The sequence below is a fragment of the Kitasatospora sp. NPDC092286 genome (assembly GCF_044755565.1).
Classification (GTDB): Bacteria; Actinomycetota; Actinomycetes; order Streptomycetales; family Streptomycetaceae; genus Kitasatospora.
The window spans coordinates 43353-55074 of record NZ_JBIVRD010000013.1 but is presented as its reverse complement, the minus strand read 5'-3'; the positions used below and the strand labels follow the sequence as shown (position 1 = coordinate 55074).

12 protein-coding genes are annotated in these 11722 nt (G+C 70.5%); all 12 read right to left on the bottom strand.

The features are described from left to right. Nucleotides 1-26: 26 nt before the first annotated feature. Complete coding sequence (gene atpA / locus ACIQIB_RS15650) at nt 27-1601, bottom strand: F0F1 ATP synthase subunit alpha (protein WP_400758388.1); 1575 nt, start codon at nt 1599-1601, stop codon at nt 27-29. Between the two features lie 152 nt (nt 1602-1753). After that, complete coding sequence (locus tag ACIQIB_RS15645) at nt 1754-2569, bottom strand: F0F1 ATP synthase subunit delta (RefSeq protein WP_363604807.1); 816 nt, start codon at nt 2567-2569, stop codon at nt 1754-1756. After that, entirely contained in the window at nt 2566-3123 is a 558-nt protein-coding gene (locus ACIQIB_RS15640) for a F0F1 ATP synthase subunit B (RefSeq protein WP_363604805.1), read from the bottom strand. Before ACIQIB_RS15640 ends, ACIQIB_RS15645 begins: the two co-directional genes overlap by 4 nt. A gap of 34 nt (nt 3124-3157) precedes the next feature. Next, nucleotides 3158-3394, bottom strand: a complete 237-nt coding sequence (atpE, locus tag ACIQIB_RS15635) for an ATP synthase F0 subunit C (protein WP_363604803.1) — start codon at nt 3392-3394, stop codon at nt 3158-3160. A 93-nt stretch (nt 3395-3487) separates the two neighbouring features. Beyond that, the gene (gene atpB, locus ACIQIB_RS15630; protein ID WP_363604801.1) at nt 3488-4300 is read right to left on the bottom strand and encodes a F0F1 ATP synthase subunit A; all 813 of its coding nucleotides are present in this window, start codon (nt 4298-4300) and stop codon (nt 3488-3490) included. Between the two features lie 285 nt (nt 4301-4585). After that, on the bottom strand, nt 4586-5029 hold the full coding sequence (locus ACIQIB_RS15625; RefSeq protein WP_363604799.1) for a hypothetical protein: 444 nt from the start codon (nt 5027-5029) through the stop codon (nt 4586-4588). A gap of 297 nt (nt 5030-5326) precedes the next feature. Beyond that, complete coding sequence (locus ACIQIB_RS15620; RefSeq protein ID WP_400758386.1) at nt 5327-6748, bottom strand: MraY family glycosyltransferase; 1422 nt, start codon at nt 6746-6748, stop codon at nt 5327-5329. Nucleotides 6749-6921: 173 nt separating this feature from the next. Beyond that, nucleotides 6922-8202, bottom strand: a complete 1281-nt coding sequence (glyA, locus tag ACIQIB_RS15615; protein ID WP_363604796.1) for a serine hydroxymethyltransferase — start codon at nt 8200-8202, stop codon at nt 6922-6924. Between the two features lie 183 nt (nt 8203-8385). Beyond that, nucleotides 8386-9027 carry a protein-tyrosine-phosphatase gene (locus ACIQIB_RS15610; RefSeq protein WP_363604907.1) on the bottom strand — a complete coding sequence of 214 codons (642 nt, stop codon included), beginning with the start codon at nt 9025-9027 and terminating at the stop codon, nt 8386-8388. 29 nt (nt 9028-9056) lie between these two features. Further along, a complete protein-coding gene (locus ACIQIB_RS15605; RefSeq protein ID WP_363604794.1) occupies nt 9057-9704 on the bottom strand; it encodes an L-threonylcarbamoyladenylate synthase in 648 nt (215 codons plus the stop codon). Between the two features lie 28 nt (nt 9705-9732). Continuing rightward, on the bottom strand, nt 9733-10599 hold the full coding sequence (gene prmC, locus ACIQIB_RS15600; protein ID WP_363604793.1) for a peptide chain release factor N(5)-glutamine methyltransferase: 867 nt from the start codon (nt 10597-10599) through the stop codon (nt 9733-9735). Nucleotides 10600-10642: 43 nt separating this feature from the next. Beyond that, nucleotides 10643-11719 carry a peptide chain release factor 1 gene (gene prfA, locus ACIQIB_RS15595; protein ID WP_363604792.1) on the bottom strand — a complete coding sequence of 359 codons (1077 nt, stop codon included), beginning with the start codon at nt 11717-11719 and terminating at the stop codon, nt 10643-10645. Nucleotides 11720-11722 lie beyond the last annotated feature (3 nt).

Genomic DNA, 11722 nt, shown 5'->3' with positions numbered 1-11722 from the left:
TTACGTCCTTTCCCTCGCTACCGGACTCAGGCCTGCTCGCCGAGCAGCTTGCCGTCGGCGGTGGTGAAGCCCTGCTTGAAGGCGGCGATCGCCTCGGTCAGCGCGTCGACGGTGCCGTCGGCCAGCAGACCGGTCTCGACGATGCCGGCCAGCAGGTCCTTGTGCTGCAGACGCAGGTGGTCCAGGAACTCGCGCTCGAAGCGGCGGATGTCCGCGACCGGGACGTCGTCCAGCTTGCCGGTGGTGCCGGCCCAGATGGAGGCGACCTGCTCCTCGACCGGGAACGGCTGGTACTGGCCCTGCTTCAGCAGCTCGACCATGCGCGCACCGCGCTCCAGCTGGGCCTTGGAGGCCGCGTCCAGGTCGGAACCGAAGGCGGCGAACGCCTCCAGCTCACGGTACTGGGCGAGGTCCAGACGCAGACGGCCGGCGACCGAGCGCATGGCCTTGATCTGGGCGGAGCCACCGACGCGGGAGACCGAGATACCGACGTTCACGGCCGGGCGGATGCCGGCGTTGAACAGGTCGGACTCCAGGAAGCACTGGCCGTCGGTGATGGAGATGACGTTGGTCGGGATGTACGCCGAGACGTCGTTGGCCTTGGTCTCGATGATCGGCAGACCGGTCATCGAGCCGCCGCCGAGCGCGTCGTTCAGCTTGGCGCAGCGCTCCAGCAGACGGGAGTGCAGGTAGAAGACGTCACCCGGGTAGGCCTCGCGGCCCGGCGGGCGGCGCAGCAGCAGGGAGACGGAGCGGTAGGCCTCGGCCTGCTTCGACAGGTCGTCGAAGATGATCAGGACGTGCTTGCCCTCGTACATCCACTCCTGGCCGATGGCGGAGCCGGTGTACGGAGCGAGGTACTTGAAGCCGGCCGGGTCGGAGGCGGGAGCGGCCACGATGGTGGTGTACTCCAGCGCGCCGGCCTCCTCCAGGGCGCCGCGGACGGACGCGATGGTGGAGCCCTTCTGGCCCACGGCGACGTAGATGCAGCGGACCTGCTTCTTCGGGTCGCCCGAGCGCCAGTTGTCACGCTGGTTGATGATCGTGTCGACGGCCACCGCGGTCTTGCCGGTCTGGCGGTCACCGATGATCAGCTGGCGCTGGCCGCGGCCGATCGGGGTCATCGCGTCGATGGCCTTGATGCCGGTCTGCAGCGGCTCCTTGACCGACTTGCGGGCCATGACGCCCGGAGCCTGCAGCTCCAGGGCGCGGCGGCCGCTGGACGCGATGTCGCCCAGGCCGTCGATCGGGTTGCCCAGCGGGTCCACGACGCGGCCGAGGTAGCCCTCGCCGACCGGCACGGAGAGGACCTCGCCGGTGCGACGCACCGTCTGGCCCTCTTCGATGCCGCCGAACTCACCGAGGATGACGACACCGATCTCGCGGGTGTCGAGGTTCAGCGCGAGGCCGAGCGTGCCGTCCTCGAACTTCAGCAGCTCGTTCGCCATGACCGAGGGCAGACCCTCGACATGCGCGATACCGTCCGCCGCGTCAGTGACCGTGCCGACCTCTTCACGCGAGGCGGCGTCCGGCTGGTACGACTGGACAAAGTCGGCCAGCGCGTCCCGGATCTCCTCCGGACGGATCGTAAGCTCCGCCATCAGGCTTCCCTGCTCTCCTAGTTTGCGATCCTCGGCCCGCCATTGAGGGCCGCAAGTATTCGACTCTCGGCCGGGTCTCTCGAACCGGCCGTACGATTTGCCGGCTCCGGGGGGAGCCGGTTCCCGACCGAGGGTCGGATGTGCTTCGGTGCTCAGCCTTCGAGCGACTGGCGAGCGCCTTCGAGGCGGCTCGACACGGTGCCGTCGATGATCTCGTCGCCGATCTGCACCCGGACACCGCCGACGACCTCGGGGTCGACATCGATGTTCAGGTGGACCTGGCGGCCGTACAGCCGGCCCAGAGCACCGGTGAGGCGCTCCTTCTGGCCGTCCGACAGCGGCACCGCGGTGGTGACCAGGGCCACCACGCGCCCGCGCCGCGAGGCGGCGAGCTTCGAGTAGGACTCCAGGCCCTGCTCCAGGCTACGGCCACGCGGGTTGGTGACCAGGGCCGTGACCAGCCGGACGGTGCCCGCGTTGGCGCGGCCGCCGAGCAGCTTCTTGACCAGGGCCGCCTTGGCGACGGTGCCGGCCTTGGGCTCGGTCAGCGCGGAACGCAGCTCGTGCGTGCCCGTCGCCACCCGGCCGAACCGGAACAGCTCGTCCTCGACGTCGTCCAGGACACCGGCCTTCTCGGCGGCGATGACCTCGGCGTACGCGGCCAGCTGCTCGGTGGCGTCGACCAGGTCGCGCGAGCCGGACCAGCGGCTGCGAACCAGGCCGGAGACCAGGTCGACGGTCTCACCGGAGACCTGCCCGGACAGCAGCGAGGAGAGCAGCTGGGCCTTGTCCTGGCCGGACCGGGAGGGGTCCGTCAGCACGCGGCGGAGCGACACCTCACGGTCCAGGAGGACCGTGACGGCGGTGAGCTCCTCGGCCAGCTTGACCGCGTCCACCGAGGTGGAGTCGGTCAGGCCTTCGAGGTTCTGCCGCCCGGCGGCGAGGGCCTCGCGGCTTGCGCCGATCACTTGGCCGCACCCTGAGCAACGGCGGCCTTGGCCTCCAGCTCGTCCAGGAAGCGGTCGATCACGCCGCTCTGCCGGGCGTGGTCCTCAAGGGACTCACCCACGATGCGGGAGGCCAGCTGGGAGGCCAGCGAACCCACGTCCTGGCGCAGGGCGGCAGTCGCCTGCTTCTTGTCGGCCTCGATCTGGGCGTGGCCGGCCGCGACGATGGCCTCGCGCTGGCGCTGGCCCTCCTCGCGCATCTCGACGAGCTGGGCGGCGCCCTGCTCGCGAGCCTGCTCGACGATGCGAGCAGCCTCGTGACGCGCCTCGGCGAGCTCGGCGCGGTACTGCTCAAGCAGGGCCTGAGCCTCGGCCTGAGCGGCCTCGGCTCGCTCCATGCCGCCCTCGATGGCGTCCCGGCGCTCCGACAGCACCTTCTCGATGCTGGGGAGGAGCTTCTTGCCGAGCAGACCGAAGACGATGAAGAAGCAGAGCAGGCCGATGATGATCTCGGGCCACGCGGGGAGGAGAGGATTCATCTTCTCCTCGGCCGCAAGCTGGGCCACGACGCTCATATCTGGACCTTCCTCGAATGGGTCTACGGCGGGATTACTTGTTGCCGAAGACGAACGGCATGACGATGCCGATGAGGGCGAGCGCCTCGGTCAGCGCGAAGCCGATGAACATGTTGGAGCGGATCAGACCCGCGGCCTCGGGCTGACGGGCCATGGCCTGGACACCGTTACCGAAGATGAGACCGACGCCGATGCCGGGGCCGATGGCGGCGAGGCCGTAGCCCAGGGAGGCGACGGAACCGTAGACAGTGCCCTCAGCGAGGAAGCTCATTGCAGTTGTCCTTTGCAGGGTGGTGAACCGGTGGTGATTGGCCACCGGGCGGTCCGGGAGGTTTGGTTCGGGGAGGGGCCGTGGCCCCCTGGCTCAGTGCGCCTCTTCGAGGGCACCGGCGATGTAGCTGCTGGCCAGCATCACGAAGATGTAGGCCTGCAGGAACTGGACCAGCAGCTCGAAGGCGGTGAGGCCGACGGCGACGATGAACGAGGCCGAGCCGTACAGCGCGCCCAGGGTCGGGCTGAGCAGGTACCAGGAGGCGATGGAGAACATCACGATCAGCAGGTGGCCGGCGAACATGTTCGCGAAGGCTCGGACCGCGAGCGTGAAGGGCCGCACGAAGATGTTCGAGAAGAACTCGATCGGCACCAGGATGAACATGACCCAGCCGGGGATGCCCGAGGGCCAGCAGAGGTTCTTCAGACCGCCGACGAAGCCGTGCTTCTTGAAGGTCAGCGTCATGTAGGTGATCCACACGACGGCCGCGAGGCCGGCCGGGAACGCGATCGCCGCCGTCACCGGGAACTGGGCGAACGGGATGATCGACATGATGTTCATCAACCAGATGAAGAAGAACATCGAGACCAGCATCGGGACGTACTTCTCGCCCTTTTTGCCGATCGTCTCCAGCACGATGGAGCGCTTGACGAAGTCGTAGCCGATCTCACCGACCAGCTGCAGCTTCCCGGGGACCAGCCGCGGCTTGGCGAAGGCGGCCCAGAAGAAGACGACCACCAGCAGCGCGACGACGATCGAGAGCAGCATCGGCTTGTTGAACTCGACGCTGCCGATCGAGAAGATCGGCTGGAACTGGAACTCGTTCAGACCCGGGGCCGGGAAGCCACAGCCAGCGTCCCCGAAGTGGCAACTGCCTGAGGCGAGGGACGTGAGTTCAGCACTCACCACGGACTCCTTCGTCGTGACGCATGGTTACGGCAACCTCGGTGTGTCGGCGTGGCCTGCGACCACGTAGCGGCACTGGAACTTGATGGGTTTCTCGCAGACCCCGCGCGGCAGTGCGCTGCACCACAGCGGGATCATCGAAGACGGCGCGGATCCGGGGGGCGATCCGTCCGTCAGGCGGACAGACCAGGCCTCTTCCCGTACTCCGTTGCTGCGACGGACGATAGCAGCCCGTCAGGACGGCATAAACACCGCCCCCCTCGTTGGGGGGACAGTCTGGCCTCGTCACTGTTGACGCCCCGAGTCGGAAGGCTTGTCGCCCTTGTTTTCGGAGGCGTCGGGGTCGACGTAGAAGGTCTTGGCCTTGAGTGCGCCGCGCACCTGGAAGCCCGTCCAGATCAGGGCGCAGCCCAGCAGCGTGAAGGCGAAGGCCTGCCGGTTGAAGAGTTCGGTGTCCTTGAAGACCGCGAGGACGATACCGACCAGCAGGATCTGAGTGGTGTAGACCAGGAGCGCCGCGGCCATCATGATCTGCGGGTTCGACCTGGTCAGCCGGTCGAGTGCGACCTGGCCGAAGCTGAAGAAGGCCATCACCAGCAGCGTTCCGAAGAGAGCGCCGAGCAGCCCCTTGCTACCCGCGACGGCAAAGGAGATCACCATCGCGATGATTCCGGCGACCGCAGTGGGGATCGCGGCGCCTCGGAGGATCCGGGCGTCGTTGGACGGCATGTCGGCAACTCCGGCGGCATGTCGGGTGGCGGGGGGACGGGCACAGAACGTGGTGGGTGACACCGGACCGAAAGGCCGCCGCAGGCCGGCCGCTTGGCGGCGAGCCCGTCGAGGGAGACCGACCAGGGACGGAAGTCCTCCACCTGTCAGGTCTTTCGGCGTGTTCTCGGTACTCGTGAACGGTATCACAAACTATTTGATGAGAGCTTTACCATGAATATGTGGCACCTGTCACACTGATGGCCCAACGATGCAGCCATCCGGGTGAAGCGGCGTGACGTCTCGTCAACTCGCCCGCTAGCCACGGCCGGTACCGCGTCCGCGACCGCCGACCGCGGACGAGCCGCCGTCCAGACCGCCGAGCAGTTCCTTGTCCTTCGCGGACAGCTCGGCCATCGGCGCGGAGGTCGGCGGGGTCGGGCCCTCGCCGCTGCCGCCGGTGGCAGCGCTCTCCGTACCGCCACTCTCCGTGACGCCGCCGCCTGTGGCGCCGCTGCCCGTGGCGGCGGTCCCGGCGGCCGGGGCGGTGTCCGCGACGGCCCGGGCCGGCTTGCGGCGGCGGTAGCGCGGCGGGACGAAGGCCTGCACGGCCCGCGGGGCGCGCGGGCGGAACTGCGGGGTCAGCAGCACCACCAGGCCGACCAGGCAGAGCCCGGCCAGGGTCAGCACCACCGTGCGGCCGGTGTTGGTGACCGAGAAGGCGACGGTGCCGAAGGCGATCAGCGCCGCCCAGAAGTACATGATCAGCACGGCCCGGCTGTGCGAGTGGCCGACCTGGAGCAACCGGTGGTGCAGGTGGCGCTTGTCGGCGGCGAACGGCGACTGGCCGGCCCAGGTGCGGCGGACCACCGCGAGCAGCAGGTCGGCCAGCGGCAGCGCGATGACCGTCAGCGGCAGCAGCAGCGGGATGTAGATCGGCACCAGGGCGTGCACGGTGGCGGTCAGCGATCCGGTCTCGCTGGTGATCAGGTCGGGGTCGACCCGGCCGGTGATGGAGATCGCGGCGACGGCGAGCATCAGGCCCAGCATCATCGAGCCGGAGTCGCCCATGAAGATCCGGGCCGGGTGCAGGTTGTGCGCCAGGAAACCGAGGCACATGCCGATCAGCAGCACGCTGAACAGCACGGCGGGGGCCGCGTCGTTGATCGAGTAGCCGTACCAGAGCCGGTACGAGTAGAGGAAGAAGGCCATCGCGGCGATGCAGACCATGCCGCCGGCCAGCCCGTCCAGACCGTCGATGAAGTTCACCGCGTTGACCATGACGACGACCATGGTGACCGAGATGACCATGCCCTGGGTGGGACTGACCGCGACCGCGCCGAAGCCGGGCACCGGGATCGTGATCACGGTGACGCCCTGCCAGACCATCACACCGGCGGCGATCATCTGGCCGCCGAGCTTCACCAGCGCGTCCACGCCCCATTTGTCGTCGAGCACGCCGAGCAGCCACATGATCCCGGCGCCGGAGAGCAGCGCCCGGATGTCGGTGCCCTCGGAGAAGATCTTGCTCAGGTTGTCCAGCTGGGAGGCCACCAGGATGCCCGCGCAGAGGCCGCCGAACATGGCGATGCCGCCGAGTCGCGGCGTGGGCTCGCGGTGCACGTCGCGGGCGCGGACCGGCGGCATCGCGCCGGCCGCGATCGCGAACTTCCGTACCGGGCCGGTCAGCAGGTAGGTGACGGCCGCGGTGCAGAACAGCACCAGCAGATACTCACGCACCACTGGCCTCCTGCGTCACTGTCCAACGGGTGGGTACCGAAAGTACCCCCGTGCCTGTCCGGGGTTCGAGGTGGGTCGCCACGGCACACACCTTATTGAGTCGGACGCGTGGGGTGTGCATCGCGGTTCGCCCTGGCGGGTAGGTAAGTCGGATGTCTGTGCTCCGGTCGCTCTCACCGGCGGTCGGCGAAGGCCTGCGCGAGCTCCCGGACCCGGGCGCCGGTCCGGGCGTCCGCGCCCTCCGTGAGCAGACGGCCGATCAGTCCGGCGATCTCCGCGAGCTCGGTCTCGCCCATGCCCTGCGAGGTCACGGTGCCGGTGCCGAGCCTGATCCCGGACGCCTCGGCGGGTGGCGCCGGGTCGTACGGCAGTGCGCTCTTGCCGAGCATCAGTCCGGCCGCGGCGCAGCGGCGCTCGGCCTCGGCTCCGCTGACGCCCAGCGGGCCGACGTCGGCGGTGACCAGATGGGTGTCGGTGCCGCCGGTCAGCGGGCGCGCACCGGCCGCCGCGAGCCCGTCCGCCAGCACCCGGGCGCCGGCCACCGTGCGCAGGGCGTACGCGCGGTAGCCGGGGGTGCCCGCCTCGGCCAGGGCGACGGCCTTGCCGGCCACCTCGTTCATCGCGGCGCCGCCCTGGCTGAACGGGAACACCGCCCGGTCGATCCGCTCGGCCAGCTCGGCGATACAGAGCAGCAGGCCGCCGCGCGGACCGCGGAGGAGCTTGTGGGTGGCGGCGACGGTGACGTCCACGTACGGCACCGGGGAGGGCGCCGCACCGGCCGCGACCAGGCCGGTGGTCTGTGCGACGGAGGCGATCAGATAGGCGTCGACCTCGTCGGCGATCTCCCGGAAGGCGGCCCAGTCGGGGTGCCGGGGGTAGGAGATGGATCCGGCCACGATCGCCTTGGGGCGGTGGAGCCGGGCGAGTTCGCGGACCTGGTCGAGGTCGATCAGGCCGTCGTCCCGGCGGACCCCGTAACCGATGAACTCGAACCAGCGGCCGGAGAAGTTGGCCCGCGATCCGCAGCTGAGGTGACCGCCGTGCTCCAGCGACATCGCCAGCACCACGTCGCCCGGCCGCAGCAGCGCCGCGTAGGCCGCCAGCATCGCCGAAGTGACCGAGCGGGGCTGGACGTTGGCGTGCGGGGCGGAGAACAGCTCGCGGGCCCGGTCGATCGCCAGCAGCTCGGCGGCGTCCGCGAGCGCGCAGCCGGTGTGGTGGCGCCGGCCCGGGTAGCCCTCGGCGTACTTGTCGATCAGCGGGCCGGAGAGCGCCGCCAGTACCGCCGCGCTGGTGAGGTTCTCCCCCGCCAGCAGCTGGATCGTCTCGGCCCGCCGCTCGGCCTCGGCGGCGAGCAGGTCGGCCAGCTGCGGATCGGCCCGGTGCAGCGCCTCGGACGCCCAACGGCGCCCCGTCGTCTCGGTGGAGCCGGTCGCGGCATCGGTGACGGTCATGGCGGGGCTCCCGGGCAGGGTCCGTGGCGTGCCTCCCGACCGGAGGCAGGGGGTCTCTCCAGCGTATGACCGGGCCTCCCGGCCGTCCTGCCGACGCGAGGCCGGTGCACCCGGCCGGACGCCGGGAGGGGCGCCGGGGCCAGAGCACCGGTGAGGCACGGAGTTACAGCCCCGGCCCCTGTTTCACACCCGCGCGGGCACTCCGGTGAGCGCGGTGACCACCGGGTCCACCGCGTGGAATATCTCCTCGCCGCAGTTGCGGAACATCCCGATCGGCGCGCCGTACGGGTCGTGCACCTCGTCCGACTCCGGGCTCGCGGCGAGCAGCCAGCCGCGCAGCGCGGCGGCGGCCCGGACCAGCGCGCGGGCACGCTCGGTGACGTCGGCGCCGCGACGCGGGTCGGGCAGGGTGCCCGGGTCGATCGTCCGCACCAGGCGGGTGAACTCCTTCAGGGTGAAGGTGCGCAGGCCCGCCTCGTGGCCCATCGAGATCACCTGGGCGCGGTGGTCGAGGGTCGCGGTGAGCACCAGGTCGGCCTCGACCACGTGCTCGTCCAGCAGCTCACGGCCGGCGAAGCCGCCGCTGTCGGCGCCGTACTCGTCCAGCACCGTGGCGGCGTGCTCCTCCATCGGCGCGCCCTCGTGGCCCCAGGTGCCGGCGCTCTCCACCAGGATGCGCCCGGCCACCCGGGGGCTGAGCCGGGTGTCCAGCTCACGCCGGGTGAGCCGCTCGGCGATCGGCGAGCGGCAGATGTTGCCGGTACAGACGAACAGGATCCGGAAGTGGTCCAGCGGCCGCGGGCCCACGCTCAGGTACGGCGATATGCCGGGCCCGGCATGGAGGGAGGCGGCCGTCAACTGCCGGCCTCCAGGTCGGGGACGACCTCCCTCAGCTGCTCGGCGCTGATCGCGCCGGCCCGCAGCAGGACCGGGACCTTGCCCGTGACGTCGACGATCGAGGAGGCGGTGGCGTGGTCGGCCCGGCCGCCGTCCAGGTAGACGGAGATGGCGTCGCCGAGCTGCTGCTGGGCCTCGTCGCAGGTGCTCGGGGACGGTCCGCCGGTCCTGTTGGCGCTGGAGACGGCGAGCGGGCCGGTGGTGTTCAGCAGCTCGATCGCGACCGGGTGCAGCGGCATCCGGACGGCGACGGTGCCCCGGGTCTCGCCGAGGTCCCAGCGCAGCGAGGGCTGGTGCCGGGCGACCAGGGTGAGCCCGCCCGGCCAGAAGGCGTCGACCAGCTCCCAGGCCTGTTCGGAGAAGTCGGTGACCAGGCCGTGCAGGGTGGTCGGCGAGCCGACCAGCACGGGCGAGGGCATGTTGCGGCCCCGGCCCTTGGCGGCCAGCAGGGCGGCGACGGCCTCCGGCGAGAAGGCGTCGGCGCCGACCCCGTAGAGGGTGTCGGTGGGCAGCACGACGAGTTCGCCGCGGCGGATGGCCGAGGCGGCCTCGCGCAGGCCGGTGGCGCGGTCCCCGGTGTCGGCACAGTCGTAGCGGCGGCTCATCGGTGCGGTCCCCTTCCGAGATTGCTCATTACAGCGATGCCTTGCGCGCCGTGGTGAAGCGCGGGCGGTTGTTGAGGTCGCGGTGGTCGGCTGCGTCCGTCCAGCCGCCCTCCTCGTTGAAGATCCACGGCACCTGGCCGCCCTGGGTGTCGGCGTGCTCGATCACCACGGCCCCACCCGGGCGCAGCAGCCGGGCGGCGACCCGCTCGATGCCGCGGATGGTGTCCAGCCCGTCCTCGCCGGAGAACAGCGACATCTGCGGGTCGTGGTCGCGGGCCTCCGGCGCGACGTACTCCCACTCGGTGAGGGGGATGTACGGCGGGTTGGAGATCACCAGGTCGAAGCGGCCGTCCCAGGAGCGGTCGTCCTCGAAGGCCCGGGTGGCGTCACCGGCGTGCAGGGTGACGCGGGCCCGGTCGGAGCTGGCCTCGATGTTGCGCCGGGTGTACCGCAGCGCGCCCTCGTCCAGTTCGAAGGCGTGCACGGTGGAGCGCGGCAGCTCCTGGGCGAGGGCGAGGGCGATGGCGCCGGAGCCGGAGCAGAGGTCGACCACCAGCGGCTCGGCGACGTCCATGTCCCGGACGGCGTCTATGGCCCACTCGACGACCGACTCGGTCTCCGGGCGGGGCACGAAGACCCCGGGGCCGACCTCCAGCTCCAGATAGCGGAAGAACGCCCGGCCGGTGATGTGCTGCAGCGGCTCGCGCGCCTCCCGGCGGGAGACGGCCTCCCAGTAGCGGGCGTCGAAGTCGGCGTCCTTGACCGTGTGCAGCTGGCTGCGCTTCACGTTGTGGACGTGTGCGGCGAGTTCCTCCGCGTCGAAGCGCGGCGACGGTACGCCGGCCGCGGCCAACCGCTGGGTGGCCTGGGCCACCTCGGCGAGCAGCAGGTTCATCCGTACGACCTCTTGTTTCTGCGCTCCGGCCTGGCTGCCGGTCTCAGTTCTGTTGGGCCGTGGCGAGCTTGGCCGCCGCGTCCGCGTCGACGCAGGACTGGATCACCGCGTTCAGGTCGCCGTCCAGGACCTGGTCCAGGTTGTACGACTTGAAGCCCGTGCGGTGGTCCGAGATGCGGTTCTCGGGGTAGTTGTACGTCCGGATCCGCTCGGAGCGGTCCACCGTGCGGACCTGGCTGCGGCGCGCGTCCGAGGCCTCGCGCTCGGCCTCCTCCTGCGCGGCGGCCAGCAGCCGCGAACGCAGGATACGCATGGCCTGCTCCTTGTTCTGCAGCTGGCTCTTCTCGTTCTGGCAGGAGGCCACGATACCGGTCGGGAGGTGGGTGATCCGGACGGCGGAGTCGGTGGTGTTGACCGACTGGCCGCCGGGGCCCGACGAGCGGTAGACGTCGATCCGCAGGTCGTTGGCGACGATCTCGACCTCGACCTCCTCGGCCTCGGGGGTGACCAGCACGCCCGCCGCGGAGGTGTGGATCCGGCCCTGGGACTCGGTGGCGGGGACGCGCTGCACGCGGTGCACACCGCCCTCGTACTTCAGCCGGGCCCAGACGCCGTGGCCGGGCTCGGTGCTGCCCTTGGTCTTCACGGCCACCGAGACGTCCTTGTAGCCGCCGAGGTCGGACTCGTTGGAGTCGATGATCTCGGTCTTCCAGCCGACCCGCTCGGCGAAGCGCAGGTACATCCGGAGCAGGTCGCCGGCGAACAGCGCGGACTCCTCGCCGCCCTCACCCGCCTTGACCTCCAGGATGACGTCCTTGTCGTCGTTCGGGTCGCGCGGCACGAGGAGCAGCCGCAGCTCCTCGGTCAGCTCCTCGCGGCGGGCCTCGGATTCCTTCACCTCGGCGAGGAACTCCGGCTCCTCGGCGGCGAGTTCGCGAGCGGCCTCGATGTCCTCACCGGCCTGCTTCCAGGCGCGGTAGACGCGGGTGATCGGGGTCAGCTCGGCGTACCGCTTGGCCAGCTTGCGGGCGTTCGCCTGGTCGGCGTGGACCGAGGGGTCGGCCAGCCTCGTTTCGAGGTCGGCGTGCTCGGCGAGGAGCTCTTCGACTGCCTCGAACATGGA

Bases quoted from the DNA above. Each gene is read 5' to 3' on its own strand.
- atpA (WP_400758388.1), bottom strand. From the start codon at position 1,601: ATGGCGGAGCTTACGATCCGTCCGGAGGAGATCCGGGACGCGCTGGCC.
- ACIQIB_RS15640 (WP_363604805.1), bottom strand. From the start codon at position 3,123: ATGAGCGTCGTGGCCCAGCTTGCGGCCGAGGAGAAGATGAATCCTCTC.
- atpE (WP_363604803.1), bottom strand. From the start codon at position 3,394: ATGAGCTTCCTCGCTGAGGGCACTGTCTACGGTTCCGTCGCCTCCCTG.
- ACIQIB_RS15625 (WP_363604799.1), bottom strand. From the start codon at position 5,029: ATGCCGTCCAACGACGCCCGGATCCTCCGAGGCGCCGCGATCCCCACT.
- glyA (WP_363604796.1), bottom strand. From the start codon at position 8,202: ATGACCGTCACCGATGCCGCGACCGGCTCCACCGAGACGACGGGGCGC.
- ACIQIB_RS15605 (WP_363604794.1), bottom strand. From the start codon at position 9,704: ATGAGCCGCCGCTACGACTGTGCCGACACCGGGGACCGCGCCACCGGC.
- prmC (WP_363604793.1), bottom strand. From the start codon at position 10,599: ATGAACCTGCTGCTCGCCGAGGTGGCCCAGGCCACCCAGCGGTTGGCC.
- prfA (WP_363604792.1), bottom strand. From the start codon at position 11,719: ATGTTCGAGGCAGTCGAAGAGCTCCTCGCCGAGCACGCCGACCTCGAA.